Source organism: Agrococcus lahaulensis DSM 17612, from assembly GCF_000425105.1.
Lineage (GTDB): Bacteria > Actinomycetota > Actinomycetes > Actinomycetales > Microbacteriaceae > Agrococcus > Agrococcus lahaulensis.
In genome coordinates, this window is sequence record NZ_KE384304.1 from 229,689 (window position 1) to 255,799 (window position 26,111).

The 26,111-nt window shown below is 70.8% G+C and carries 28 protein-coding genes and 1 tRNA gene; 13 read left to right on the forward strand and 16 right to left on the reverse strand.

The window, feature by feature from the left end:
• Positions 1-46: 46 nt before the first annotated feature.
• The 3 genes from H508_RS0112725 to H508_RS0112735 form a co-directional block, all read right to left on the reverse strand.
• Positions 47-1,696 (reverse strand): DNA repair helicase XPB, encoded by a 1,650-nt coding sequence (locus H508_RS0112725; protein ID WP_026374333.1) that lies wholly within the window; start codon positions 1,694-1,696, stop codon positions 47-49.
• A gap of 117 nt (positions 1,697-1,813) precedes the next feature.
• On the reverse strand, positions 1,814-3,475 hold the full coding sequence (locus H508_RS16365) for a helicase-associated domain-containing protein (RefSeq protein WP_051223436.1): 1,662 nt from the start codon (positions 3,473-3,475) through the stop codon (positions 1,814-1,816).
• The gene (locus tag H508_RS0112735) at positions 3,475-3,789 is read right to left on the reverse strand and encodes a hypothetical protein (protein ID WP_026374334.1); all 315 of its coding nucleotides are present in this window, start codon (positions 3,787-3,789) and stop codon (positions 3,475-3,477) included. Before H508_RS0112735 ends, H508_RS16365 begins: the two co-directional genes overlap by 1 nt.
• Positions 3,790-3,888: 99 nt before the next feature.
• Here H508_RS0112735 and H508_RS0112740 point away from each other — a divergent pair, with 99 nt between their 5' ends.
• Both H508_RS0112740 and H508_RS17720 read left to right on the forward strand, forming a co-directional pair.
• On the forward strand, positions 3,889-4,263 hold the full coding sequence (locus H508_RS0112740) for a cold-shock protein (protein ID WP_026374335.1): 375 nt from the start codon (positions 3,889-3,891) through the stop codon (positions 4,261-4,263).
• The gene (locus H508_RS17720; RefSeq protein WP_051223437.1) at positions 4,247-4,960 is read left to right on the forward strand and encodes a DUF3027 domain-containing protein; all 714 of its coding nucleotides are present in this window, start codon (positions 4,247-4,249) and stop codon (positions 4,958-4,960) included. The genes H508_RS0112740 and H508_RS17720 overlap by 17 nt, the downstream gene beginning before the upstream one ends.
• Positions 4,961-4,969: 9 nt before the next feature.
• On the opposite strand, the gene serC is transcribed toward H508_RS17720, so the two are convergent.
• Complete coding sequence (serC, locus tag H508_RS0112750) at positions 4,970-6,073, reverse strand: phosphoserine transaminase (RefSeq protein WP_026374337.1); 1,104 nt, start codon at positions 6,071-6,073, stop codon at positions 4,970-4,972.
• 88 nt (positions 6,074-6,161) lie between these two features.
• Between serC and H508_RS0112755 the strand changes: the two genes are divergently transcribed.
• Both H508_RS0112755 and H508_RS16945 read left to right on the forward strand, forming a co-directional pair.
• Positions 6,162-6,845 carry an iron-dependent transcriptional repressor DtxR gene (locus tag H508_RS0112755; protein WP_026374338.1) on the forward strand — a complete coding sequence of 228 codons (684 nt, stop codon included), beginning with the start codon at positions 6,162-6,164 and terminating at the stop codon, positions 6,843-6,845.
• A gap of 482 nt (positions 6,846-7,327) precedes the next feature.
• Positions 7,328-8,113 carry an NlpC/P60 family protein gene (locus H508_RS16945; protein ID WP_051223440.1) on the forward strand — a complete coding sequence of 262 codons (786 nt, stop codon included), beginning with the start codon at positions 7,328-7,330 and terminating at the stop codon, positions 8,111-8,113.
• A 69-nt stretch (positions 8,114-8,182) separates the two neighbouring features.
• Here the strand turns inward: H508_RS16945 and H508_RS0112765 are convergent, their stop codons facing one another.
• Positions 8,183-8,650: an SRPBCC family protein gene (locus tag H508_RS0112765; protein ID WP_026374339.1), complete on the reverse strand. Its 468-nt coding sequence runs from the start codon at positions 8,648-8,650 to the stop codon at positions 8,183-8,185.
• Positions 8,651-8,915: 265 nt separating this feature from the next.
• Between H508_RS0112765 and H508_RS0112770 the strand changes: the two genes are divergently transcribed.
• A tRNA-Arg gene (locus tag H508_RS0112770) sits at positions 8,916-8,987 on the forward strand.
• A 175-nt stretch (positions 8,988-9,162) separates the two neighbouring features.
• Complete coding sequence (locus H508_RS0112775) at positions 9,163-10,587, forward strand: sensor histidine kinase (RefSeq protein WP_026374340.1); 1,425 nt, start codon at positions 9,163-9,165, stop codon at positions 10,585-10,587.
• A gap of 24 nt (positions 10,588-10,611) precedes the next feature.
• Here H508_RS0112775 and H508_RS0112780 read toward each other — a convergent pair whose 3' ends face one another.
• Both H508_RS0112780 and H508_RS0112785 read right to left on the reverse strand, forming a co-directional pair.
• Complete coding sequence (locus H508_RS0112780; protein ID WP_026374341.1) at positions 10,612-11,286, reverse strand: response regulator transcription factor; 675 nt, start codon at positions 11,284-11,286, stop codon at positions 10,612-10,614.
• A gap of 246 nt (positions 11,287-11,532) precedes the next feature.
• Positions 11,533-12,048, reverse strand: coding sequence for a PepSY domain-containing protein (locus tag H508_RS0112785; protein ID WP_035255030.1), 516 nt, complete (start codon positions 12,046-12,048; stop codon positions 11,533-11,535).
• Between the two features lie 196 nt (positions 12,049-12,244).
• Between H508_RS0112785 and H508_RS0112790 the strand changes: the two genes are divergently transcribed.
• Complete coding sequence (locus H508_RS0112790; RefSeq protein ID WP_026374342.1) at positions 12,245-13,075, forward strand: phosphatase PAP2 family protein; 831 nt, start codon at positions 12,245-12,247, stop codon at positions 13,073-13,075.
• Positions 13,076-13,108: 33 nt separating this feature from the next.
• Here H508_RS0112790 and ccsB read toward each other — a convergent pair whose 3' ends face one another.
• From ccsB to H508_RS0112825, 7 genes are all read right to left on the reverse strand, one after another.
• Positions 13,109-14,041 (reverse strand): c-type cytochrome biogenesis protein CcsB, encoded by a 933-nt coding sequence (ccsB, locus tag H508_RS0112795; protein ID WP_026374343.1) that lies wholly within the window; start codon positions 14,039-14,041, stop codon positions 13,109-13,111.
• A 2-nt stretch (positions 14,042-14,043) separates the two neighbouring features.
• The gene (resB, locus tag H508_RS0112800) at positions 14,044-15,513 is read right to left on the reverse strand and encodes a cytochrome c biogenesis protein ResB (protein ID WP_245569532.1); all 1,470 of its coding nucleotides are present in this window, start codon (positions 15,511-15,513) and stop codon (positions 14,044-14,046) included.
• Between the two features lie 121 nt (positions 15,514-15,634).
• Complete coding sequence (locus H508_RS0112805) at positions 15,635-16,393, reverse strand: cytochrome c biogenesis CcdA family protein (RefSeq protein WP_051223441.1); 759 nt, start codon at positions 16,391-16,393, stop codon at positions 15,635-15,637.
• Positions 16,390-16,971: a TlpA family protein disulfide reductase gene (locus tag H508_RS0112810; protein WP_026374346.1), complete on the reverse strand. Its 582-nt coding sequence runs from the start codon at positions 16,969-16,971 to the stop codon at positions 16,390-16,392. Before H508_RS0112810 ends, H508_RS0112805 begins: the two co-directional genes overlap by 4 nt.
• Positions 16,972-16,999: 28 nt before the next feature.
• Complete coding sequence (locus tag H508_RS16375) at positions 17,000-17,848, reverse strand: WD40/YVTN/BNR-like repeat-containing protein (protein ID WP_051223443.1); 849 nt, start codon at positions 17,846-17,848, stop codon at positions 17,000-17,002.
• A 115-nt stretch (positions 17,849-17,963) separates the two neighbouring features.
• The gene (locus tag H508_RS0112820) at positions 17,964-18,554 is read right to left on the reverse strand and encodes a DUF305 domain-containing protein (RefSeq protein WP_084155336.1); all 591 of its coding nucleotides are present in this window, start codon (positions 18,552-18,554) and stop codon (positions 17,964-17,966) included.
• Between the two features lie 79 nt (positions 18,555-18,633).
• A complete protein-coding gene (locus tag H508_RS0112825) occupies positions 18,634-19,041 on the reverse strand; it encodes a DUF6153 family protein (protein ID WP_026374348.1) in 408 nt (135 codons plus the stop codon).
• A gap of 96 nt (positions 19,042-19,137) precedes the next feature.
• Between H508_RS0112825 and H508_RS0112830 the strand changes: the two genes are divergently transcribed.
• A complete protein-coding gene (locus H508_RS0112830; protein WP_026374349.1) occupies positions 19,138-19,563 on the forward strand; it encodes a hypothetical protein in 426 nt (141 codons plus the stop codon).
• A 30-nt stretch (positions 19,564-19,593) separates the two neighbouring features.
• On the opposite strand, the gene H508_RS17600 is transcribed toward H508_RS0112830, so the two are convergent.
• Positions 19,594-20,304: a M23 family metallopeptidase gene (locus H508_RS17600; protein WP_026374350.1), complete on the reverse strand. Its 711-nt coding sequence runs from the start codon at positions 20,302-20,304 to the stop codon at positions 19,594-19,596.
• A 710-nt stretch (positions 20,305-21,014) separates the two neighbouring features.
• Here H508_RS17600 and H508_RS0112840 point away from each other — a divergent pair.
• The 3 genes from H508_RS0112840 to H508_RS16380 all read left to right on the forward strand — a co-directional run bounded on the left by H508_RS0112840 (position 21,015) and on the right by H508_RS16380 (position 23,619).
• Positions 21,015-21,425 carry a four-helix bundle copper-binding protein gene (locus tag H508_RS0112840; protein WP_026374351.1) on the forward strand — a complete coding sequence of 137 codons (411 nt, stop codon included), beginning with the start codon at positions 21,015-21,017 and terminating at the stop codon, positions 21,423-21,425.
• Positions 21,426-22,038: 613 nt separating this feature from the next.
• Positions 22,039-22,641, forward strand: coding sequence for a DUF305 domain-containing protein (locus H508_RS0112850; RefSeq protein ID WP_211220870.1), 603 nt, complete (start codon positions 22,039-22,041; stop codon positions 22,639-22,641).
• A gap of 120 nt (positions 22,642-22,761) precedes the next feature.
• Entirely contained in the window at positions 22,762-23,619 is an 858-nt protein-coding gene (locus H508_RS16380; RefSeq protein ID WP_021009508.1) for a WD40/YVTN/BNR-like repeat-containing protein, read from the forward strand.
• 25 nt (positions 23,620-23,644) lie between these two features.
• On the opposite strand, the gene H508_RS16950 is transcribed toward H508_RS16380, so the two are convergent.
• A complete protein-coding gene (locus H508_RS16950; protein WP_051223447.1) occupies positions 23,645-24,811 on the reverse strand; it encodes an NAD(P)/FAD-dependent oxidoreductase in 1,167 nt (388 codons plus the stop codon).
• A 92-nt stretch (positions 24,812-24,903) separates the two neighbouring features.
• Between H508_RS16950 and H508_RS0112865 the strand changes: the two genes are divergently transcribed.
• Both H508_RS0112865 and H508_RS0112870 read left to right on the forward strand, forming a co-directional pair.
• Complete coding sequence (locus H508_RS0112865) at positions 24,904-25,116, forward strand: heavy-metal-associated domain-containing protein (protein WP_026374353.1); 213 nt, start codon at positions 24,904-24,906, stop codon at positions 25,114-25,116.
• A 194-nt stretch (positions 25,117-25,310) separates the two neighbouring features.
• Positions 25,311-26,111, forward strand: coding sequence for a hypothetical protein (locus H508_RS0112870; RefSeq protein WP_211220871.1), 801 nt, complete (start codon positions 25,311-25,313; stop codon positions 26,109-26,111).

The following is a 26,111-nucleotide window of genomic DNA, read 5'->3' on the forward strand; positions in this document are numbered from 1 at the left end:
TCTCTGGTGGTCTCCTGAGTGGAACCTGGGAGTCGCCGGAAAGCGCTCAGACCGCGGCGCGATCGGCGACGCCGAGCTCGTGCTCGTCGAGGATCGTGTAGGCGTAGCCCTGCTCGGCGAGGAAGCGCTGCCGGCCGAGCGCGAACTCCTGGTCGACGGTGTCGCGCGCGACGATCGTGTAGAAGCTCGCGGTGCGGCCGCCCTTCGGCCGCAGGAGCCGGCCGAGGCGCTGCGCCTCCTCCTGGCGCGAGCCGAACGAGCCCGAGACCTGGACCGCGAGGGATGCGTCGGGCAGGTCGACGGAGAAGTTCGCGACCTTCGAGACCACGAGCACGCGCTCCTCGCCGGTGCGGAAGGCCTGGAAGAGCTCCTCGCGCTCCGCGACGGGCGTCTCACCGGTGATGAGCGGCGCGTCGAGCGCGGCGGCGAGCTCATGCAGCTGGTCGAGGTACTGCCCGATGACGAGCGTCGGCTCGTCGGGGTGCTGCGCGAGCACGCGGCGGACGGTGTCGATCTTCCGCGGGCTCGACGCGGCGATGCGGTAGCGGTCGCGGTCGCCCGACGCGGCGTACTCGAGCCGCTCGTCCTCGTCGAGGTCGATGCGCACCTCGAAGCACTCGGCGGGCGCGATGAAGCCCTGCGCCTCGATCTCCTTCCACGGCGCGTCGAAGCGCTTGGGTCCGATGAGGCTGAAGACGTCCGATTCGCGGCCGTCCTCGCGCACGAGCGTCGCGGTGAGGCCCAGCCGGCGCCGCGCCTGCAGGTCGGCGGTGAGCTTGAACACGGGCGCGGGCAGCAGGTGCACCTCGTCGTAGACGATGAGGCCCCAGTCGAGCGCGTCGAGCACGCCGAGGTGGGCGTACTCGCCGCCGCGCTTGACGGTGAGGATCTGGTAGGTCGCGATCGTGACGGGCTTGATCTCCTTCGACGCGCCGGAGTACTCGCCGATCTCGTCCTCGGTGAGGCTCGTGCGCGCGAGCAGCTCCGCCCGCCACTGCCTCGCCGAGACGGTGTTCGTGACGAGGATGAGCGTCGTCGTGTCGGTCGCGGCCATCGCCGCCGCTCCGACGATCGTCTTGCCCGCGCCGCACGGGAGCACGACGACGCCCGAGCCGGCGTCGGCGAAGTGCGTCACGGCATCCGCCTGGTACGGGCGCAGGGTCCAGCCGTCCTCGACGAGCTCGATCTCGAGCGGGGTGCCGGGCGTGTAGCCCGCGAGGTCCTCGGCGGGCCAGCCGAGCTTGACGAGCTCCTGCTTGAGCTCGCCGCGCGCCCAGTCGACGACGCGGATGCCGCCGTCGGCGGGCCCTGCGAGCAGCGGCGCGATCTTCTTCGAGCGCCGCACCTCCTCGAGCACGGGCCGGTCCTGGCTGCGGAGGACGAGCCCCTCGTCGTCGCGCTCGATCACGAGCCGGCCGTAGCGGCCGATCGTCTCGCGGATGTCCTGCGCGACGCCCGCGGGCACCGGGAACTTCGCGTAGCGGTCGAGCGTGCCGATGATCTCGTCGGCGGTGTGGCCCGCGGCGCGCGCGTTCCACAGGCCGAGGCGCGTCACGCGGTAGGTGTGGATGTGCTCGGGAGCGCGCTCGAGCTCGGCGAACACCTGCAGCGCCTGCCGGGCCGCGGCCGCGTCGGGGTGCGCGACCTCGAGCAGCACGGTCCGGTCGGACTGGACGATGAGGGGGCCGAGAGTCATAGCGTTCCAGCCTACTGCCCGTCGGGGTACAGCGCGGTGGAGCTCAGGAGCGACGACGCTTTCGCGTCGTCGCCGCGACCCTAGCGCCGACGTCCGTCCCGGACGTCGGGATCACCCCTAGTTCGCGACGCCGAGCCCCGCGACCTTCGTGATCGCGCTGAGCGGGAGGGTGCGCTCGACGTCGCGGTTCGCGTCCCGCGCGCGCAACCTGCCGTTCGCGACCGCGAGCGGCACGAGCTCGACGTCGACCGGCTCGCTCGACGTCGTCACCGTGAGCCGCACGGGCATGCGCTCGCGCACCGCTGACTGCAGCTGCCGCTCGAGCCACGCGCGCTCCTGCTCGCCGACCTCGAAGCCCGCGTCGCGGAGGCGCGCGACGAGCCGGTGCCGCTCGCACTCCCGGCGCGGCGCGCGCTCGGGCCGGCGCAGCACGAGCTCGCCCTCCTCGTCCTCGAGCACCGCGGGGTAGCGCTCCTCGAGCAGCGCCTCGAGCACCTCCTCGGCGCTCAGCCGGAAGGTCAGGCGGTGCGGGCCGGTCTGCACGGGGCCCGCGGTGACGAGCGCGCGATCCACCGCGATCGTGCGGATGAGCTGCTCGTCGTCGCTGCGCACCTGCGCGCGGGCGCCGCCCTCGGCCGTCGGGTCGACGGAGCGCACGCGCAGGCTGCCGAAGCGCGCGGCGGTGTCGCGCACGAGGTAGGCGACCGGTTGCGGCACGCCGGTGAGCGAGATGCCCGCGAGGAACTCGAGCACCCCGTCGGCGCTCTCGCCGCTCGCGAGCCCAGCGGCGACGCTCTGCGCCGTGATGCGCCACTGCGAGGCGATGCCGGCGCGCTCGATGCGGGCGATGCCGCGCAGGCGCGCGTCGACGGCGGCGCGGAGCGGCCCGGGGGCGACGGCCGAGAGGTCGGGCTGCAGGTAGACGGATGCGGTGGCGGGCGGCACGTGGGCGGCGAGCGTCTCGCGCGCGGCACCCGGGTCGTGGGCGAGCGCGGCGGCGAGCGTCGTCGGGAGCCTGCCGTCGACGAGCCCGAGCCGGCGGGCCTGTCGCGCCTGGCGCTCGCGGACGGCCCGCACGGCGTCGTCGGCGAGCGGGAAGTCACCGGTCGCGACGGCCGAGAGGTCGTCGGTCGCCTCGAGCCAGGCGGTCGCGACCCGGAGCCAGCGGTCGGGCACGGGGGAGGCGAGCCACTCGTCGGCGTCGACGGTCGCGCGGAGCCGGCCGTCGTGCTTGTCGACGAGGCCCGCGGCGCTCGCGAGCTCGAGCCGCTCGTCGAGCTGCCCCGGCTCCGCGTCGATCGAGGCAGCGAGGTCGCGCACGACGGCGGCGGGCAGCTGCGCGCGCGAGCGGAGCGTGATCGGGTGGTCGGCGATGCGGTGCACGAGCTCGGCGATCTTGATCGCCTCGTCGATCGCGAGCTGCGGCGCGGTGGGGGAGTCGGTGGGTGCCGCGTCGATGGGCGCCGCGTCCGCTGCGGCGCTCGGGGCGCGACCGTCGAGCGCGTCGGCTGCGAGCGCGGTGACCGGCGGCAGCGCGACGCCGTCGACGCCGAGCAGCAGGGCGTCGAGCCTCGGCGACGACGTGCCCGTGGCGAGCCCGGCGAGCTCTGCGCCCGACCGCCACCGGAGCGCTAGCGCGATCGACGCATCCGTCAGCAGGTGCTCGGCGAGGTCGAACGTCGACGCGAGCTGCGGGGGTGCCTGCCGCTCGGTGACGAGCAGGTCGAGCGCGTCGTCGGGCATCGCCTGGATGCGGGCCGCGAGCGCGACGACGTCCATCAGCGCCTGCGGGACTTGCCCGCCGCGCTCACGATGACGAGCACCACGAGGCAGACGATGGCGAGGGGGAGCGCGATGAGCGGGAGCCAGTAGGCGTACTGCCAGGCGATGCCCGCGAAGAGCTCGACGCTGTCGCGGAACGCGACATGCAGCATGGCGCCGGCGAAGCCGAGCACCGCGATCGCGGCGAGCGCGACGACCAGGAACGCCAGCACGCGCTCGACCGCGTCGCGCGGCGATCGCGCGACCGGCGCCTGCTGCTGCGGCGCCTTCTTGCGGGGGCGCTGCGTCGGGTTGCTGCTGGCCTTCGGCATCCCACCAGGATACCGCCGTGGGAGGCCGCCCCGGCACGCCCACTACGCTGGGTGCCGTGCGGCGGGGTGCCGCACCTCGATCCTGAGCGGGAGGGTGCCATGCCGACGGGCAGGGTGAAGTTCTTCGACGAGGCCAAGGGCTTCGGCTTCATCGCCGGCGACGACGGCGTCGAGGTGTTCCTGCACGCGTCGGCGGTGCCGGACGGCGTGCAGGTCAAGCCGGGCTCGAAGGTGGAGTACGGCATCGCCGAGGGCCGTCGCGGTCCCCAGGCGCTGTCGCTGCGCGTGCTCGGCGGCACGGCCGTCAAGGCGGCGCGGCGCGACACCGAGGACATGGCGATCATCGTCGAGGACCTCGTGCGGCTGCTCGACACGATCGGCAACGACCTGCGGCGCGGCCGCTACCCGAGCGCAGCGCACGGCTCGACCGTCGCGCAGATGCTCCGGAGGGTCGCTGATGACCTCGACGCCTGATCCCGTCGGCACCGCGCCGAGCGCGGACGACGCGCCGCTCGAGATCGTGCCGGTCTACGACGGCTCGGCCCCTGCGGCGGACGCGCCGGAGGCGACGGAGGCACCTGAGGTCGCCGAGGCATCGGAGGCGCCCGACGTCGACGGGCCGACGACGGCCGACGATCCCACCGCCGACGAGCCCGCCGAGGCGGCCGACGAGCAGCCCGCCGCTGCCGCGCCCGTCGTGCCGACGCCGACGGTGCCGTCGATGGAGGAGCTCGAGCTCGCTCTCTCGGCGCTCGACGAGGTCGCGCCGAAGGGCGCGGTCGGCGAGGTGCAGGAGGCGCTCGCCGAGGGCGACCACGTCGTCGCGATCCGGCACGCGTCGCGGCTGCCGGGCTACCCCGACTGGTCGTGGACCGTGCTGCTCTCGCGCGGCATCGAGGGCGGGCCGACCGTGCTCGAGGTCGCGCTGCTGCCGGGCGAGGGATCGCTGCTCGCGCCCGCGTGGGTGCCGTGGTCGGAGCGGCTCGCCGACTACCTCGCGGCCAAGGAGGCCGCCGCCGAGGAGGGCGACGACGAGGAGCTGGAGGCGGATCTCGAGTCCGACCTCGACGACGACCTCGACGACGACTTCGACGACGACTTCGAGGACGTCGACGACGACGGCGACGGGCACGGCGACGACGCCGACGGCATCGCCGACGAGGAGGAGTAGCCGCCCGGGCTACCGCGCGTCGAGCAGGAAGTCGAGGCAGCGCGTGAGCTGCACGACGTCGGACGGCTCGATCGCCGCGAAGGTCGCGACCCGCAGCTGGTTGCGGCCGAGCTTCCGGTAGGGCTCGGTGTCGACGACGCCGTTCTGCCGCAGCGCCTTCGCGAGGGCGGCCGCGTCGACCGACTCGTGGAAGTCGATCGTCACGACGACGTTCGAGCGGTGCGACGGGTCGACGACGAAGGGCGTAGCCTCCGGCCGAGCCTCGGCCCACGCGTAGAGCGTGCCGGCCGACTGGGCCGTGCGCGCCGCCATCGCGGGGAGGCCGCCCTGCTCGAGCATCCAGCGCAGCTGCTCCTGCAGCAGCAGGAGCGTCGAGAGCGCGGGCGTGTTGAGCGTCTGGTCGAGCCGCGAGTTCACGACCGCCTGCTGCAGCGACAGGAACTCGGGGATGTAGCGGCCCGAGGAGGCGACGCGCTCGATCCGCTCGATCGCGAAGGGCGACGCGATCGCGAACCACAGGCCGCCGTCAGAGGCGAAGTTCTTCTGCGGGGCGAAGTAGTAGAGGTCGGCAGCCGAGACGTCGACCGCGAGACCGCCCGCCGCGCTCGTGGCGTCGACGACCGCGAGCGCGTCCGCCTGGGCCCCGATCACGGGGTGGAAGACGCCGGTCGAGGTCTCGTTGTGGGGGTAGGCGACGACGTCGACGCCCTCGACGGGGTCGAGTGTCGGGCGCGAGCCCGGCTCGGCGCTCGCGACGCTCGGGGCCTCGAGCCACGGGGCGGCGGCCGCCTTCGCGAACTTGCCGCCGAACTCGCCGAAGACGAGGTGGTGCGAGCGGTGCTGGATGAGCGAGAAGGCGGCGGCATCCCAGAACGCGGTCGAGCCGCCGTTGCCGAGCAGCACCTCGTAGCCGTCGGGGAGCGAGAAGAGCTGCCCGAGCTGCTCGCGCACCGAGCGCACGAGCGCCTTGACCGGCGCCTGCCGGTGGCTCGTGCCGAGCAGCGCCATGTTGGCCTCGAGATGCGCGACCTGCTCGGGCCGCACCTTCGAGGGCCCGCAGCCGAACCTCCCGTCGGCGGGGAGCAGCTCGGCAGGGATGCGCAGATCGTTCACACCGATGATCCTACGAGCGGCTGAAGCATAGGGTGGGATGGGTTGGAATGCGCCAGGGATGGCTGAGGCAGAGGAAGCGGTACTGGGCGTGGCGGATCTCGTCGATACGACAGAGATGTACCTCCGCACGATCCTCGATCTCGAGGAGGAGGGCATCACGCCCTTGCGCGCCCGCATCTCCGAGCGCCTGAACCACTCCGGCCCGACCGTCTCGCAGACGATCAACCGCATGTCGCGCGACGGACTCGTGATCGTCGGGGCGGACCGGCACCTCGAGCTGACCGAGGAGGGGCGCGCGCTCGCGATCCGCGTGCTGCGCAAGCACCGGCTCGCGGAGCGGCTGCTCGCCGACGTGATCGGCCTCGACTGGAGCCTCGTCCACGACGAGGCGTGCCGGTGGGAGCACGTGATGAGCGAGCAGGTCGAGCGCCGGCTGCTGACGCTGCTCGGCAACCCGACCGAGTCGCCCTACGGCACGCCGATCCCGGGTCTCGACGAGCTCGGGCTGCTGCCCGCCGAGCCGTTCCTCGACGGCGTCGTGATGGCGACGGATGCGCGGGGCGAGCACGTGGTGCGCAGGCTCGGGGAGCCGATCCAGTCGGACGTCGAGGGGCTCGGCGAGCTGCAGGCCGCCGGTCTCGTGCCCGGGGCGACCGTCGTCGTGAGCGCGGCCGCCGGGCGCATCCGCCTCGAGGTCGCGGGCGGGGAGGCGATCGAGCTGCCCGTCGAGCTCGCCCGCCACATCTACGTCACGGCCCCCGCTGCCGCGTGAGCCGCACCGCCGGCTGAGCCGTCGCGCGCCGCGCTCAGCGTGTCGAAGCCCCCGCCTCGCATCCGTCGACCGGTTCCGTGCGTCGCCGAGCGATGCGGGAGGCTCGGCCGCGCACGGAACCGGTCGAGCGGTGGCTGGATCCTCGCGTGGCGTGCACCGTGATGCGCTCCTCGCGCGGACCGCGTCGAGGTGGACGCTGTTCAGCCCCCGTCCAGCCCGCTCGGAGGCTCGCCGGCAGCGTGTGGACGATTGCGACGATCCGGTCGCGCTCGGGTACTCTCGCACGGTCAGCCCCGCTCCTCGCGGCGCGGGAGCGGCAATCGGCGCTCCGCAGGTACGACGCTTTGCGCAGCAGTTCATGGCCCGCTTGACCCGGAGTGACAACGAGGTAACGGTTTGGTAACGTTGCCCGGAGCGCCGCTTGGCGGCGCATCGTTCCCACGGAAGTTTTGGAGTAACAGCCTGTGACGAGTTCTACCGAGATGTCGGCCGACCAGCCCGGCAAGAAGCGCATCGACCGCGCTGCCGTCGCGCGCAACGCCCGACGCGTCGGCGTGATCGCTGTGGCGGCCGCGCTCGCAACCCCCTTGGCGCTGCCCGCCTTCGCCTCGAGCAGCGACAATGCCTCAGACCAGTCGTACTCCGCGCTCGTGGCGCAGGACGCACAGTCCGTCGCGGGGGTCGTGACCGCCGGCGAGAGCCCGCTGGGTGGCGCTCGACTCGAGGTCTCCGCGACGACGGCGGCGGAGCTCGAGCAGATCCGTGCCGAGCTCGAGGCCGCCGCGGAGGCCGAGCGTCGCGAGCAGGCTGCAGCGGCTGAGCGTGCGACGGCTGAGCGTCAGCAGCGGGCCGCCGCGACTGCGGGCACTGCGGGCACCGCAGGCACCGGGGGCACCGCGGGCGGCTCTTCAGCGCCCGCTACTCAGGCAGCGCCGGCTGGCGCGACCGGCAGTGTCATCGCCGATGCGGCGCTCGCGCAGGTCGGGGTCTCGCAGGACTGCGTGCAGCTCGTGCGTCGCTCGATCGCTGCCGTCGGCCTCCCGTACTCGGGCATGCAATCGCTCTTCAACCTCGGTCCGACCATCCCGATGTCGCAGGCTTCGCCTGGCGATGTCATCTACTACGCGGACGGCGGCACGGGCCGCGCGCACATCGGCATCTACATCGGTGGGGGCCGCGCGGTGCACGGTGGCTGGTCCGGCTTCAACACGGTCGTCGCCGGCGTCGACATCGGTGGCTCCGCCCCGGTGTTCATCGACATCACCTGATCCTCAGAGCAGCGAAGCGCCCGTCCGATCAGGACGGGCGCTTCGGCGCTCCCAGCGCGGGCGCTCGCCTCAACGGAAGCGAACCGCTGCCGCTCGAAGGATCTGGCGGACGCACCAGGCGGCGGAGAGCCGACCGGCCGGACGTCCGAGCCAGACACGCTTCGGCGGCCGGTCGTCGTCGATCCACGCGGTGAGCCGGCTCCGCGCGCGTTCGAGCGGCGTCAGGAGGAATCCGAGGCGGTACGCGCCGATCACGAGCAGTCGCTGCTCGACCGTCTGCCACGACTTGCTCGCGTGGGGAGTCCGCTCGACGACGACCTCATCGAGGAAGAGCTCGATTCCCAGCACGCTGCCGCGCATCACGACGTGTGCACCGACATCCCGCGATCCTCGCTCGTCGAGCTCGAGCTGCATCGAGCCACCGGCCAGCATCGCCGACGAGCCTGCCATGTGTGCCGAGAGGTTGCGGTGGTCGTCGAGGAAGGCGAAGACCTCGGGCGCGCTCGCGGGCAGCTCGATCGACCTCTCCGCGTGCATGCTGAAGCTCGGGGGCTCGCGCGAAGGTTCCGGCATGCCACCACGATGCCGGGCGAACGACCGATGCGCGAGAGCCGGTCGAGATCACGACCGTGCAGCGGCGACGCCGATGTCGTGCCTGACGCGCGTCGCGCGTGCTCGCCGATCGGGGCCCGCCGTGGGTGCGCTCACCACCGTCGCGGGCGGGTCCGAGGTGGCGCCGCGAGGGACAGCGACACGATGACGCAGCCGACGGCGCGGCCACGCGGTAGGCTCCTTGAGCCTGGCCTCTGTAGCTCAATGGAAGAGCATCTCCGTCCTAAGGAGCTGGTTGGGGGTTCGAGTCCCTCCAGGGGCACCGTGTGCTGTCTCCGGACATCCGTCCGGATGAGCAAGAGCCCCGACCGTGCCGATCCTCGAGCGCAGCTGGATCGCCGCCGCCACTCGGGCGCGGCTCGGTCGCGTGAGAGCGCGCTCGGGCGTGCGCCACCGGCGCGCGAGCTGGGATAGCGTTCGGCCATGGGGGCGGACCGATGAGCCACGGCGCGGCGCCGAGCCGGTCGACCGCGCCGGAGAGCGGCGTCATCGGAGTGCGAGCGAGAGCAGCGCTGGCCGCGACCATCATTGTCGCCGTCGCGCTCGCGCTCGGCTCGGCGGCCCTCGTGCTGCTGCTGCAGCGGTCGTTGAGCGCGAGCGTCGAGTCGTCGGTGCAGGACCGCGTCGAGGAGGTCTTCGCCGCGCTCGAGGCGATCCCGGCTGCGACCGATCCGGATGCGCTCGCTCGCTCGCTCAGGTCGATCGCCCAGACCGCATCGCGACAGGGGACGGTCGTGCAGATCCTCGCCGCCGACGGCGACGTCGCAGGACAGTCGGCTGAGCTCGAGGGTGAGGCCGCGCTCGGGCGGCCGGCCGACCCCGCCGACGGGATCGCCTGGGATGACGCGACGCTGCCGGTGGAGGAGGAGGAGGCCTACCGAGTCGCGCGAGCCGCCTTCGCCGCTCCGACCGGGATCTACACGGTCGTCGTCGCGCAGTCGCTCGAGTCGGTGGGGGAGAGCACCGCGGCGGTGCTGCCACTGCTGGCCATCGGCTACCCGATCCTCGTGCTCGTCGTGGCCGGCTCGACGTACTGGCTCGTGGGGCGCTCGCTGCGGCCCGTCGAGGCCATCCGCGCCAAGGTCGCGGCAATCGGCGGACGGCAGCTGACCGAGCGCGTGCCAGTCCCCGCGGCGAAGGACGAGATCGCCCGACTGGCCTCGACCATGAACGAGATGCTCGCGCGGCTGGAGAGCGCTCAGCTCTCGCAACGACGGTTCGTCGCCGACGCCAGTCACGAGCTGCGCAGCCCGATCGCCACCATCAAGGCGATGGGCGAGACCATCGTCGCCCATCCCGAGGGTGCGCTCTCAGCGACGGCCGCTCAGGCGTTCGTCGAAGAGGCGTCGCGGATGGAGCGGCTCGTCAGCGGGCTGCTCCTGCTCGCCCGAGCCGACGAGCGAGGGCTCGCCGGCGAGTGGCAGGACGTCGACCTCGACGATCTGCTCGCCGCCGAGCGAGACCGGGTCCGGTCCACGACCTCCCTGACGGTCGAGGCGAGCATCGAGGCGGTGCGCGTCTCCGGATCTCCGTCACAGCTCGCCCAAGCGGTCCGGAACCTCGTCGACAATGCCGTGCGGCACGCGCGCCGGTCGGTGGTGCTCAGCCTGCGAGCCGCAGGGAGCGCTGCCGTCATCGAGGTGAGCGACGATGGCCCGGGCATCCCCGCCGCTGACCGCGAGCGCGTGTTCGACCGCTTCGTCCGTCTCGATGAGAGCAGGGCCCGCGACGAGGGCGGCACCGGGCTCGGGCTCGCGATCGTCAAGGAGATCGTGCGCGCCCACGGGGGCGGCGTCGAGGTCGTCGACACTCGCACGGGAGCGGTGCTCCGCGTCACGCTGCCGCGGCAGCGCCCTGCGTGATGCCCCGAGCGTCGGTCTCGCGAGTCACTCGCGCGCCACGAGGCGATAGCCGACGCCTCGCACGGTCCTGATCGACGTGCGCCCGAACGGCTGGTCGATCTTCTTCCGCAAGTAGCCGATGTAGACCTCCACCACGTTGTGGTCGCCCTCGAATGCCGCGTCCCAGACGGCCTCCACGATCTGCGTCCTGGTCACGACCTCGTCGGCGTGTCGCATCAGGAACTCGAGCAGGCCGAACTCCCGGGGCGTGAGCGCGATCTCCGTCCCGCCTCGCTCCACCCGGTGGCGCACCGGATCGAGCGAGAGGTCGCCGACGCTCAGCGCGACCGGCCGTTCGGGTGCACCGCGGCGCACGAGCGCCCGGAGCCTCGCCACGAGCACGATGAACGAGAACGGCTTGATCAGGTAGTCGTCAGCGCCGAGGTCGAAGGCATCCGCCTGGTCGTACTCGCCGTCCTTCGCGGTGAGCATCAGCACCGGCGTCCAGACGCCCGCAGCCCGCATGCCCTCGCAGACCTTGTAGCCGTTGAGGCCGGGCAGCATGATGTCGAGCACGACGACGTCGTAGTGCTGCTCCTTGGCCTTCCACAGCCCATCGACGCCGTTGTCGGCCCAATCGACGTTGAACCCTTCGGCGGTCAGGCCGTGCCGAACCGCCTCGGCCAGCCGTCGTTCGTCCTCCACGAGCAGCACGCGCATGCGATCCATTGTGACTGCCGCAGGTCGGAGTCCGCGCAGCCGACGCTCGGCTCGTTCGAGGGCTCGACGACGATGACGGCGGCGAGGGCGAGCAGCGCCCAGGGCCGTGCTGCGGTGCGGAGCGAGACCGGGTCGAGCAGGCCTGCGAGGAAGACATCGTGGACGTGCGGTTCTCCTGCTCGGTTGGCGGGCGTCGCACGTGACACCGCCTGCGGAGCGCGATGCTCCGCCGGCGGTGGTCGGGTGTCAGCTGTTGGGGTCCTCGGCGCCGTTCTCGCCGGTCTCGTCCTGCTCGCTGCCGTTCTCGGTGGCCTCGTCGGTGCCCTCGGGCTCGTCGGCCTCCTGCGCGAGCACGCTCGCGTCGCCCGCGTCGACCTTGACGTCGATCACGGAGCCGTCGGCCTCGGTCACCTGGACCTCGTAGAGGACGTACCCGTTCTCGTCCTCGAGCACCGCGTCGCCGGCGGTGCCGGGCACCGCGGCGAGCGCCGCTGCCGTCGCCTCCTCGGGTGTGACCGTCGCGAGGCCCTGCAGGCTCGCGGCCTCCTCGGCCTCGGACAGCTCCGTGTCCGACCCGTCGGGGGCCATCGCATCCTGCGGCGCCTGCACAGAGCCCGTGTACGACGGATCCTGCTCATCGGTCGCCGAGGACGACGGCTGCGTGCTGTCGGGGTTCGCCGCCATGGCGAGGCCGGCTCCACCGAAGGCGAGCGTCGTGGCGATGATGCCGGTCACGGCTGCCTTCTTCTTGAGGTTCTTCATGATGTGCTCCTGTTCGGTCTCCGGACCCTGGCGGGCCGGTCCGACCCGCTGATCGAGTCGATGCGACGAGACTCCCGGATGGGCACTGAGGCGACTCTGAGACCGACTGAGAGCGCCCTCAGGTGCGAGCAGCGCGAGCGCGCGGCACCAGGAGCGCTGTGCCAGGATCGCCTCAGGGCCCAGGGGAGGAGTGCCGATGCAACGCGATCGCGACGAGCCGAAGGCGACGGGCTCCGACGCCGAAGTCGCGGGCGAGCGGCACGTGGGCGCGAAGGACCTGACGAGCTGGTCGACGCGCGCGGGCAGGGTCGGCGCCGCACTCGTGCACCGCGTGAGCGACCTGCTCGGTCCGCACGCGGCGCTCGTGCTCATCCTGGCGGTCGGCGCGGCCGTCGCGGCGCTCGCGACCCTCGCGGCAGCATGGGTGTACGACGCGGTGACGGAGCCGGACGGCGTCGCCGGCCTCGACCGACCGGTGCTGGCCGCGTTCGAGGCGGTCAGATCACCCTGGCTCGATGCGGCCGTCACCTGGTACACGAACCTCGGTGGGCCGATCGTGATGCCGGTGATCGCCGTGCTCGCCATCGTCATCCTGAGCCTGCGTCGGCGCAACTGGGCGCCGGTGCTCATCATCGGCGGTGCGGGCGCGGGGTCGCTGCTCATGACGATCGTGGGCAAGGGGCTCGTCGCGCGGGTGCGGCCCGGGTTCGACCACGCCGTGCCGCCGTTCGAGCGCTCGCCCTCGTTCCCCAGCGGGCACGCGCTCAACGCCACGGCGATCGCGGGCGCGATCGCCTACATGCTGCTCCTGCGCCAGTCGAAGCGCGTCATCCGCGCCGCGACCATCACCGTGGCCGTCGTGTTCGCCGCCAGCATCGGCATCAGCCGCATCTACCTCGGCCACCACTGGTTCACCGACGTGCTCGTGGCGTGGGTGCTCGGCGTGGGGTGGCTCGCGGTCGTCATCACCGCGCATCGGCTCTCTCTCACCGCGCGTCGGCGGCAGCAGACGACTCCCACCGGCTAGCGGTCGGGTGCCCGTTCGAATCTGCCCTCCGGCTCACTCGCTCGTGAGCCCGGAGTAGGCGTGCAGACCCTTGAAGAAGAGGTTGACGACCGTGAAGTTGAACAGCACGGCGGCGAAGCCGACGATCTGCAGCCAGGCCGAGCGCGAGCCGCGCCACCCGCGAGTCGCTCGCGCATGGATGTAGCCCGCGTAGAGCACCCAGATGATGAAGGTCCACACCTCCTTCGTGTCCCAGCCCCAGTAGCGCCCCCACGCGTACTCCGCCCAGACCGCGCCCGCCACGAGGGTGAAGGTCCAGAAGATGAATCCGATCACCCCGACGCGGTAGCCCAGGTCTTCGAGCTGCTCGGCGCTCGGCAGTGATCGCAGGAAGCCGTTGGTCCGCCGCTCCTTCACGAGCTGGACGACGCTCAGCCCGGCGCCGAGGGCGAAGAAGCCTGTCGCGAGGGTGGCGACGAAGACGTGGATGACGAGCCAGTAGGTCTGGAGAGCAGGGGGGAGGGGGACAGGCGGAACGTAGAAGTTGACCGTCGCGGTGCCGAGGAACACCACGGCCAGACCGGAGATGAACACGCCGAGGAACCTGAGGTCTCGCCACAGGCGGGAGAGCACGAAGACGCCGACGATGATCGCGACGCCCGTCAGCGCGAACTCATACATGTTCGCCCAAGGAACGCGGCCGGCGGCCAGCCCCCGCATGACGACGCCTGTGACCTGGACCGCCCAGGCGATCACCGTCAGGGCGAAGCCGATCCGGGCGCCGCGGCCAGCCTCGGCGGCAGCCGTGGAGGGCGACGGCTGCCCGCCTGTCGAGGAGCCGCCGCCGACGCTCACCAGCTCGCGGGGAGCGGGGGACCTGGCAGCCGATCGCTTCGCCACGTCGACGGCGAACGCCACGAAGGCGAGGGTGTAGACCGCCATCGCGGAGTAGACGGCCAGCAGTGCTGCCGCATCCCATTGATCCATCGTCACGTCGTGATCCTCTCTCGGGTTGGTTGCGTCGCTGCGGTGTCGTCGCGCAGGCGATCCGCAAGTGCGTCCACCGCGCGCTCGAGCATGGGGTCCTCGCCGCGCGCGAGCCCTGCGAGCTCGAGTCCCGCCTCGGTCGCCTTGACCCAGAGCCGACGGCGCGGGATGAGGAGCGACGCGAGCAGCGAGAGGATGAGCGCGATCGTGATCCAGAGCACCGGCGTCTGCGTGTAGTCGACGTGGACCTCGATGACCCCGTACCGCAGCACGTCCTCGAACGCGATCGTGCCGAGCCCCCCGGGGATCTCGAGCGACTGGCCGGGCACGAGGATCAGGGATTCCGCTCCGGAGTCGCCGCCGGCGATCTGCGTCATCTCGTCGGTCGCGAGCGAGTACACCGAGCGCGGGATGCCGGCATCGAGCCCGAGGTCTCCGGTGAACGCCTGCAGGGAGAGCACCGGATTCAGCACGTCGGTGTAGCCGGAGGCGAGTGCTCCGGTGCTCAGCTCCACCGCTGTCGGGTAGAAGAAGCCGCGCAGGCCCAGCTGCTGCTGCAGGCCGTCGGGCAGCTTCATCACGCCGAGGCTCGTCATCAGGTCGTCCTGGGCGAGGAAGGGGGTGTACTCGTCGTAGACGACGTTCCCGTCGGGGTCGCGCACCGAGATGCGGGGCGCGTAGCCGTTCGAGATGAGGTAGAGGTCGGCGCCTGCGACCGAGAGCGGCTCGTTGACCTTGATCTGCGCCTTCCGCTCACCGCTCGGCTCGTTGACGGCTACTCGCGCGGTGAAGTCGAGCGGAGCCCCCACCGCATGGCGGTTCTCGGTCTCGTACTCGACCTCGAGCTCGTCGAGACGGACGGCGAACGGCTCCAGCGACCCCTCGTCGAACCACTGTCCAGCCGAGAAGGTGTCGTAGCTCGAGAGCGTGTTCGCGAAGCCGCGGCCCTCGACGAGGAGTCGCTGTCCCTCGTAGCCGAAGCCCGAGCCGATGCCCACGACGAGGATCATCGCGAGCAGCGACGCGTGGAACAGCAGGTTGCCGGTCTCGCGGAGGTAGCCGCGCTCAGCAGAGACGCTCTGCCCGTATCGCGCGGTGCGGTACCCGAGGCGCCGCAGCATCCGCTCAGCGCGATCGAGGTCGGCTGCGCTTCCCGGCACGGTCTGGAATCCGACGAGCCGGGACAGGCGCGCCGGTGTCTTCGGCGGCGCGGCTCGCATGGCCTTCGCGTGATGCACGAGACGGGGGATGACGCATCCCACCAAGGACGTGAACAGCAGGATGTAGATGGCCGAGAACCACGGGCTCGTGTAGACGTCGTGCAACGAGAGCGCGTCGTACAGCCAGACGAGCCCCGGATTGTCGGAGCGGACCTGGATGACTCCGTTCGGGTCGCTCGATCGCTGAGGCACGAGGCTGCCCGGGATCGCGGCGAGTGCCAGCAGCAGCAGGAGGACGATCGCGGTCCTCATCGAGGTCAGCTGGCGCCACAGGAATCGCGCCCAGCCCGCGGGCCCTAGACGCGGCCCCCCGGCGATCGGCACAGCACGGCCGGGCGCATCCACGTGGTCTCCCGGCCGCAGCGGGCCCGACTCAGATGATCGTGGCATACGACGCGATCCACCCTTGCATCTCGTTCATGATGAGGTCCCAGACGCCCGTGACCATCAGCAGGCCGATGAGGATCAGCATCGCGCCGCCCGCGATGTTGATCGCCCGCACGTGGCGTCGCATCCACGCGATCGTGGAGCCCATCCACCCGAGTCCGGCCGCGAGCAGCAGGAACGGGATGCCGAGGCCCAGCGCGTACGCGAGTCCCAGCACGGCGCCCTGCCCTGCGCTGCCCGTCGTGACCGTGAGGGCACTGATCGCGGCGAGCGTCGGGCCGGAGCAGGGAGTCCACCCGAGCGCGAAGATCACGCCGACGAGCGGCGCCGTCCACATGCCGCCCGCCTTCAGCTGCTGCGGCTTCCAGACGCGCTGCAGGAAGCGCATCTGACCGATGAACACCAGCCCCAGCACGATGAGCAGCACGCCGAGCACGCGGACGAGCAGCGAGGACCACACGAGGAGGAACGAGCTCACCGCCCCGACGAGCGCGGTGCCGAGCACGAACACCGCCGTGAAGCCGCCGACGAACAGCGCCACGCCGGCGATGAGCCGACCGCGTCCGCCGTCCTCGCCGACGAGCGACCCCATCAGGCCGAGGTAGCCCGGCACGAGCGGGAGGATGCACGGGCTGGCGAACGACACGATGCCCGCCAGCAGGGCGACGGGCACAGAGAGCAGCAGCTCGCCGCTCAGCACCGCCGCGGCTGGGTCGAGCGCTCGCTGCGCAAGCAGCTGGATCATCGCTCGAGCTCCTCCCGCAGCAGCGTCGACAGGATGCTGGTGTCGGTGACCGCGCCGGAGACGCGCGCGGCGACGCGCCCCTCGGCGTCGAGGATGATCGTCGACGGGACCGCGTTGGGGGCCACGACGCCTGCGAACGCGAGCTGACCCTGCGCGGAGACGTCGTCGAGGATCGACGGGTACTCGATCGCGAACTCCTCCTCGAACGCCATCGCCTGCGCACCGCCGTCCCGGACATTGATGCCGATGAAGTCCACCCGGTCGCCGTACTCGGCGTGGAGCTCAGCCAGCACGGGAGCTTCCACGCGGCAGGGCGGACAGGCGGCGTACCAGAAGTTCACGAGCGCGACCCCGTCGAGCTCCGTCGAGTCGAACTCGCCGCCGGTCGCGAGCGGTCCGCTGAACGACCCGGGAGGCGTGCGCTGATCCCGCGGGATCTCCGTGACGATGCCATCGCCCGCGATGTAGCCCGCGTCGCCCGCTTGCCCCGCGGGCCCTTCCGCGCTCGCACAGCCGCTGAGCAGCAGCACGGCGGCTACGCCGACCGCGACAAGACCGCGACGAATCGAACCCAGCATGTTTCCTCCGATCAGCTCTCATCAGCGGTCAGGACTGCAACGGACGCCAGGTCTGTCCCTGGTCGCTCGTGCGCTGGAGTCCTGACTCCCCAGCGACCACGACGTCGCCATCGGGCAGCAGCGTGAGCGCGGAAACCTGCTCCGGCGTTGTTCCCATCGCGCGCCACGCCTCGTCAGGACCGGACTCCCACAGCGCGCCCTGCTGGTCGACGCCCACGATGGCGTCGCCTGAGCCGCCCAGCAGCACGAGCGCCGGGGCATCGGCAACCGGCTCGAAGGTCCCGCCTCCATCCAGACTGCTCGAGAGCCCGGCGAAGCTCGTCATCAGCAGGCCTCGGTCGGCGGCGAGCAGGTCGTACGTGTCGACGGCAGCGCCCTCGCGCCAGCTGACACCCATGTCTTCGCTGATCAGCAGCTGTCCGGCGTGCGATCCGACGATCGTCTCCGCCTTCGGATCGTAGGTCAGCGCGTGGAAGTCGGCCACACCCTCGAGCGAGACGGCATCCCAGCTCTCGCCGAGGTCGTCGCTGCGGATGAGGCCCACATTGGGGCCGCGGAGGGGTTGAGGTCCGCTCGTGCCGGGGTGGCCCGACGCGAGGAGAGCGTGCTCGGCGACAGCCATCCCCATGAGGTCGATCCTCAGGTCCCCGGCGGGACCGCGGACATCACCGTCGGCGAGGTCGACGGTGAACAGTCCGTTGTGCGTCGCGACCAGCAATGACTGGCCGTCAGGGCTGGTGGCGAGCTCGTGCACGTGATTGTCCTCGGTGAGGGCAACCGAGGGTGGGGGCGCGGCGCAGGAGGCGAGAGCGCCGATCGAGGTCGAGAGGGCGGCGGCCGCGAGCAGGCGGCGACCGATTCGAATATTGGTGGGCATGATGTGTCCTTCGTGGCATCCGGAAGCTGAAGCGCGCATGGCGGCGCGGCGGCAGGCGTCACCGCCCGCACGACTGATCGGGGCGGCGACACCGGCCGCCCCGATCAGCGAAGGGTCAAAGCTCGGAGAGCATCGACTCCATCTCGGCGATCTCGGAGGACTGGTCGGCGATGATCCGCTCGGCCATCTCGACCGCCTCGGCGTCCTGGCCGTCGGTCACCTCGGTGCGCGCCATCTCCACGGCGCCCTCGTGGTGCATGATCATCTGCTCGAGGAAGAGCCGCGACGCCTCGGGCCCCGGGGCTTCCTCCAGCAGTGCCATGTCGGATTCCGACATCATCCCGCTGTCACCGCCGTGATCCATGCCGGCGTGCTCAGACGAATCCACTCCCCATTCGGCGAGCATCGCCTCGAGCGTCTCGATCTCCGGCTGCTGCGCGGCTCGGATCCGCTCTGCCAGCTCGAGGACGCCCTGATCGACATCGTCCTTCGCCAGCACCATCTCCGACATGTCGATCGCCTGCTGGTGGTGCACGATCATGCCGCTCGCGAACACGATGTCGGCCTGGTTGAAGGCCGCCTGCGCCGTCGCGGAGGCGGAAGGGGTCGTCGGCTCGCTGCTCGGAGCCGGGTTGCTGCTGGTCGCGCAGCCGGTGAGCACCAGCGGGATCGCGACGGCGCTCAGTGCGAGCGCGCGGAACCTCATGGTCATGTCTTGCATCTCTTTCAGTGGTGGAGCATGGTCGGTTCGGAGCTCGGATGCACAGGGCAACCGAGTCGCGCGATCATGTCCGACTGATCGAGAGCAGGATGAGGGACGGTCCCGGCACTGCACGAGCTGCAGCAGCAGTCGCTCGCAGAGGCGGCGCGCCAGCCCGGATCGTCCATCGAACGCGGGCCAGCGGAAGTAGCGCCACGACGGCCAGTAGGGCGATGACGCAAGTCACCACCATCAGACCGAGCTCATCGCATGCCACCATGCCGCAATCGAGCCCGACGGGAGCAGGTTGTTCTGCCGCCGCCGTCGTGTGCACGACCGCGGGCGCGCTCGCGTGCGGGGAATGGTGCGATCCACCGCCGAGCACGTGCATGGCCAGGAGGCCCGCGATGACCGCGGCCACGGCGACCGCCATGGCGAGCATCGTGCGGGCTCGGATCGGAGCGGGCATGGTCATGCTGCGCAAGGCATCCATGGCCACCTCCTCCGATCTGCATCGGAGACGCTACCGGGTGAGCCTATGAGGTCCGCCAGCGTGCCGCTGACCAGCCACGACCAATACGGTGTCGTCATGACACGCGCGAGGAACAAGCGGCGGCAGCGTGCAGCTGACGGGCACGCACTCACCGTGGTGGTGTGCAGGGGCGGCGACTGCGGAAGTCGAGCGAAGCATCCCGGCGTGGACCACGTCGGACTCCTGCGCGAGACGAGGGAGTTGGTCGGGCGGTCGGCGCAGGTCGCGCCGAGCAAGTGCTTGGATGCCTGCGAGCACTCGAACGTCGTGGTCGTCGTCCCAGCGGCCGCGGCATCGGAGGGCGAGCCGGTGTGGATCGGGGACGTGAACGACTCGGATGTCAACGCGGCGCTCTGCGAGTACGTCCGATCGGGAGGGCCAGGAATCGCCGACCTCCCGATCGAGCTCGAGCTGCGCCAGTTCCGCGCCACGCGACGAAACCGCGAGGAGCTCGACGTCGAGACGTCGATCACGGACGCCTGACGTGCAACGACCAGCCGGGGCAGCGGTCGCTCAGGGCCGCTCGAGGCTGAGCTCTCGAGTCTGCAGCCACAGGATCGGGTCGAAGGAGACGTAGTCCGCGTTCTTCAGCTCGAGGTGCAGATGGGGACCGGTGGAGCGGCCGGAGTTCCCGACCTGGCCGATGACGGTCGTGACGTCGACGACCTGACCCACTTCGACCTGGATCGAGCCGGGCACCATGTGCGCGTACCAGGACTGCACGAACTGGCCGTCGATGTTGTGATCGATGAAGACGACGTATCCGCCGCCACCGGGGTTGTCGCCCTGCCAGACCTCGGAGACGACGCCGTTCGCGATCGGTCGGATCTCGGTGCCGAGTCCCGGCGCGATGTCGGTGCCTCCGTGGAATCCACCGGCCCGGTTGCCGAACGGGCTCGTGATCCGCAGCTGCGCGAGGCCCGGGAACGGGCTCTGCACGTAATCCGTTCGGAGCATGCTCCAGACGTCGGGCAGCGCCGGGTCGCCACCGTAGGAGGATCCGCGGGGCTCTGCATCGGCCACCGACTGGTACCGCGCGAGCTCGTCGTCGGAGATCGTGGCGGCCGCGACGGGATCGGTGACGATGATGTCGTCGCGCGTGAACACGGTCTCGCCCTCGGCATCGATCGGTGCGAGCTCTTGCGACTCCGGCTCGATCGATGCCACCTGGGGATCGAGCCGGTCGGGCGCCTGCATCGCTTGCGCCGGGAGCGTCGTCACCACGACGAGTGCTCCGATGAACGCGAGCGCGCTCGCAGCGGTGACCTTCCTCGCGATTCCTCGAGCGCTCCCGATGCGCCGCGGGCGTGGGGACGCGTGGGGCGTCTGCCGTACCTCGCGCGCGGTCAGCCGCACGGGGCGTCGGGCCGGCGCCCTCGCCGACGGGGCTTCGTCGGCGCCGAGAGCGGGGTTCGGGGCCGATGCCGCCCGTTGCGCCGGGACGGCTTCCGCCATGGTGACGTGCAGCTCACGCGCGGTCTGCGTTGCTCGCGCTCGCAGCGCCGCACGAGTCGTGTAGAGGGGCGGAGCGCCGTGACGCACGGTGACTCGTGCACTCGCGCGAGCCTCGGCGCCCGTCATGGCGATGGCTTGGGCGGCACGCTCGCGCTCGCGCAGCGCTCGGCGGGTGGTTGCGCCCTCGGTGGGAGCGCACGACTCGACCGACGGTTCTGGGGCGGGGTTGGTCACGCTGGGCGGGTCCTCGATCGGCGTCAGGCGGGGTTCGCGAGCCGCACCAGCTGTCGGCGCATGCGACGCTCCAGGCAGTCGAAGAGCGCGCGAACCGCTCAAATGTAACGGATGGGTAACGATTTCGCCACCTGGGTGGCTTGGGCGCCCGAGTGGGAACGGACCCTGTGAGTTTACAGGGTGACGAGCACCGCCCCGGTGGGTTGGATGGATTGCATCACTCACCACGCTAGAAGGAGAGAACCATGACTCACCACGTAGAAGCGATGCTCGACACCTACCCGAGCGATCTCGGCGGCATCGACAAGCAAGCGCTCGCAGCCTGCATCGAGGCGTGCTTCGAGTGCGCACAGACATGCACGGCATGTGCTGACGCCTGCTTGGCGGAGGACATGGTCGCTGAGCTCACCAAGTGCATCCGGATCAACCTCGACTGCGCTGACGTATGTGAGACGACGGGCCGAGTGCTCTCGCGTCAGACCGGTTCCGACGCAGCCGTCATCCGCGCGCTCCTGGAGGCATGCCGGGCGGCGTGCAAGGCTTGCGCGGATGAGTGCGAGCAGCACGCGCAGATGCACGAGCACTGCCGCGTGTGCGCGGAGGCGTGCCGACGCTGTGAGCGCGCGTGCGCCGATCTCTTGGCCGCGCTCGGCTGAAGCGACCGCCCTCCAGCGTCTCCGCTCGCAGCGATGGTTCTACGAAGGTGACTGCGCTCGCTGGCTTGACGCGAAGGGACGAGTTGCGGAGGCCCCAGCAGTGGGCAGGGCGGCGAAGGAGGCAACGACGCCCCGCTTGCGCGGGCCGACGCACCGATGTCGCGATCGCCTGCGCAGGCGGGAGCCTCGCCAACGGTTGCGCGCAACCCGTGCTGATGTGCTCAAGTGCGCCGAAGTCGCCGCGCTGGCGATCAGGAGCGCAAGAGGCGCGCGAGAGCGAGCTGCCCTCGCAGATGCGCTTGGGGCACGCTGGTGAAGCCCCCGCGCGACAGGGCGACGCTGTCACTCGAGTGCTACTCGAGGTTCACCTCGCCTATCTGCAGCCAGAGCACCATGCTGGAGCCCGGTCCGAACAGCTGCGGCGACATCGACCGGCGAGCCTGCACCGCGAACACTCGGCGCTGGCGGGTCGCTCGTTCCGTGGGATGGTGGAGGCATGCCCACGGCATGAGCTCCGATGGCCCAGGAACCGCCGGTTCCAGCCTATGAGCCGGAGACCGGGAGTCTTCGGCGTCGGTGCGAAGACGAGAAGGGAGTGCCGATCATGGCGACGATGAAGCACGACGATGAGTACCAGCATGAGCGAGGAGGTCACGTCGAGGACAAGCATCAGTCCAGCACCGGTGCGAAGGCATACCTCCGCTTCGCCGCCATGATCCTTACCGGCATGGTCATCATGTACGGGGCGATGTACGCCGGCTCCTGGGAGTGGGGCCACGTCCGCTGGAGCGAGAGCCGCCTGTTCATGGCATTGACGATGGGCGGCGCGATGGCGCTCGTCATGCTCGCGTGGATGCTGCGGATGTACAAGAACCCGAAGGGCAACATCGCGGTGATCGCGGTCAGCGTGCTGCTGCTCGGGGGTGGCATCGTCCTCGACCGCACGCAGGCCACGGTCGATGACACTGATTTCATGAGCGCGATGATCCCGCACCACTCCCTTGCCATCACGCGCTCCGAGCGCGCCGGCATCGAAGACGTGCGGGTGTGCGAGCTGGCGGTCGAGATCAGCGAGGCGCAGCGGCGGGAGATCTTCGAGATGGACTGGCTCATCGGAGACATCGAGACCAATGGCGTGGCGAGCACGCAGGAAGAGGCCGAGGCTCGTCCCGTGCCGGCATATGAGGAGCCGGCAGAGCGCCAGTGCGCGAGCTGACTGCAGCATCGACCGCGTGGTTGGCGCAAGGATCTGCTCCTGCAGCATGCAGGCATTGATGCCGAGTAGGGCGCCGGCGCCCCCGCCCCTTTCAGCAACCGCTTCGAGAAGGATGGGTCTGTGCAGCATCATCGATCACCGAGCCGCCGGCGCGTCGGTGCGGCCGCTGCGCTCTCCGCCGCGATCGTGCTGGCCGCCACTGCGTGCGCCGCCACGGGCGCGACCGCGGCGTCCCTCACGACGGACAACCACATCCATAAGCTCATCCCGAGCGAGGACGGGTTGTCATTGCTCGTCGGCACCCACAACGGACTGTTCACCGTCGACCTCGGTTCCGGTGATGTGGTCGGCCCAATGGGCGAGCACGTCATCGACCTGATGGGCCTGACCCGCGCCAATGGTGAACTGCTCGCCTCCGGCCATCCCGGAGCCTCCGGGCCACAGCATCTGCAGGGGCCGAACCTCGGCTTGATCAGGAGCTCCGACGAGGGCGAGCGCTGGGAGGCCGTGGCGCTCGAGGGCGTGGCCGACTTCCACGCGCTCACGTACGACCGGTTCGCGGGTGCGGTCGTCGGTGCGCACGCGGGTCAGATCCTGATCAGCGACGATATGGGCGTGTCCTGGCGCGAGGGCGCCGCCGAGGAACCCTACGACCTGCTGGCCACCAGCGACGGACTGCTGATGACGAGCATCGCCGGTCTCGGCGTCAGCACCGACATGGGTCAGAGCTTCCAGCCGGTCGAGGGCGCCCCGCCCCTGGTGCTGCTCGCCGGCTCCGAGGACACGGTCATCGGTGTCGACCTCGTCGGCACGCTGTGGCGATCCGGCCCTGCGCAGCGGTGGACGGCCGAGGGCACGACTCCAGAGCAGATCCACGCCCTCACACTCCTGCCCGACGGCGAGGTGATCGTGGCGACCGAGTCCGGACTGCAGCGCACCGGTGACCTCGGCCAGACCTGGCAGTCACTCATCCCCTGAGCGCAGGCCGCGGTGCGGTCGGTGCCTACCGGCCGCCCGCGAGCTGGGTCTTGATGGCGAGGATCTCGGGTGCGGTCGAGAGCCCGACCGCGCCCGTCAGATTGCCCTCCCTGTCACGGAAGGTCGTGATGAGGCTGCCGTCGGGGGACGATGCCGTATCGATGACCGGATCCGGAGCCGCGGCGCCGACACCCATGATCGACAGTCCGTGCACCTGCAAGCTGAAGCCGGATACCGGGCGATACGGGCCCGGGTCCTCACCTTCACCGAGATCGTGCATGATCGTCCGCGCGGCATGGGCGCCCTGCGCAACTGCGTCGTCCCAGTGGTCGATGCGGCGCAATGTGCCGTCCGGCATCGTGTGCGCTGAGGCCGCGCCGGCCGCGTACACCCGGGGGATCGTAATCGACCGCAGGCGGTCGTCGACCCTGATGCCCTCAGCATCGCTGGACGCCCATGACGTATCGGGCGCTGTCCCTTGGGCCACGATCACCAGTTCAGAGCGCAGCTCGCTGCCATCGTCGAGCCGCACGCGGGTTCGCGACCCCGACGGCGGCAGGACGATCACGGCACGGCCGAAGTGCGCGGTGACGTGCTCGGCGTGCAGGTCGCTGAGCCGCGTTGCGATCGGGCGCCCGAGCACACGCGCGAGTGGCACGTCGGATCGCGCCACCAGATGCACGTCGGCTCCTGCCGTGGCGAAGTAGCTCGCGACCTCCGACCCCACCAGCCCGGCGCCGAGCACCGTCACGGTGCGCCCCGTTGGATCACCGCCGACGTGGTCGCGGATCCGCATGGCGTCGTCCGCGCTGTGCAGTTGGAAGACGCCTGTCCGTTCGCGGTCGAGCAGCGGCCGTGGCGTGCTCCCCATCGCGAGCAGCAGGGCGCGGTAGGTCGGCGTCCGGCCGTCCTGCAGGCGGACGGCGCACCGATCTGCGTCAACTGCGGTTGCGCGCCCCTGCTCGAGCTCGACACCGAGCGGTGACAGATCCTTGAGCGCAGCCTGTCCCACGGTGAGCAGGCCGGGCAAGATCCCCTTGTCGACCAGGGTGCGGTTGTATGGCGGATGCGGCTCGCCATGGACGACGTGCACAGAGCCGGCGAAGCCGAGGTCGCGCAACATCACCGCTGCCGAGTGACCGGCGGCCCCGGCTCCAACGATCAGCACGTCAGGCTCGAGCATCGACTTCATGGTCACTCCTTGACCGCATTTCCGACCGGGTATATGGTCAAGGCAAATCAATACCCCCCAGGGGTACCTTGTCAAGCGAGAGGGAAGACACCATGAGCAGCTCCGAGTTCAAGGTCACCGGCATGACCTGCGGCCACTGCGAGGTCGCGATCCGCGGGGAAGTCGAGCAGGTTGCGGGGGTCGAGAACGTCGAGGTGAGTGCACAGACCGGCCGGCTGGTGGTCACCGGCTCGCAGTCCATCGACGACGCAGCGATCCTCGCCGCGGTCGACGAGGCTGGCTATGAGGCAGCCCCGCTGCGATGAATGCACCGGCCCGGTTGGGCATGTACGGAGCTGGCCTCGTGCTCGCCTTCGGTGCGACGTTCACCATCGCCGGCGCATTGGCTCCCGATGACGCTGTCGAGAGCTGGTCACACGGCAGCCGGGCCGGTCACGGTGATCCAGCCGCCGGTGTGGCGACACCGTCGCGAGCCCCGCAGCAAGCGCAGGAGGTGGGCGTGACCGGCACGACCATTGCCCGATCGGGCTTCACGATCGGGCCGATCGAAGCGCCTGCGGCGACGGGCGAGACGGGCTCGCTCTCGTTCCAGATCCTCGACCGCGTCGGCGAACCGCTGACCGAGTTCGAGACCGCTCACGGGAAGGACCTGCATCTGATCACGGTCCGCGCCGACGGCAGCGAGTACCGTCACGTGCATCCGGAGCTCGATCGGACGACAGGGACCTGGTCGCTGCCGTGGAGCTGGGACAGCGCTGGCAGCTACCGGGCGTACGCGGACTTCGTCACCGCTGACAGCACAGCCGTCACGCTCTCGCGCGTGGTCGACGTCGCGGGCGTCCTCGAGCCACAGCCTGCGACCGCCGTCAGCAAGCGCGACACCGTCGACGGCTTCGACGTGACGATCACCGGCGAGCTCGCGGCGGGCGGTGCGAGCGACCTGAGCGTCGAAGTGACCCGAGACGGTGATCCCGTCACCGACCTCGAACCGTACCTCGGAGCGTTCGGCCATCTGGTGGCGCTCCGACAGGGCGACCTCGCCTATATGCACGTGCATGCCCACGGCGACGAGCCGCAGCCCGGGGATGTCGCGGGCCCGGACGTGGGATTCACCGCAGAGACGCCGACCGCCGGCCGGTACCTGCTGTATCTCGACTTCCAGGTCGATGGACAGGTGCACACCGCGCAGTTCGTGCTCGACGCGATCGCTTCAACAGACACCGCGGTCGCCACGGAGGAACCCGTTGGCACTGATGGTCCGGAAGACACCGACCGCGACACTGAGCACGACGAGCACTGA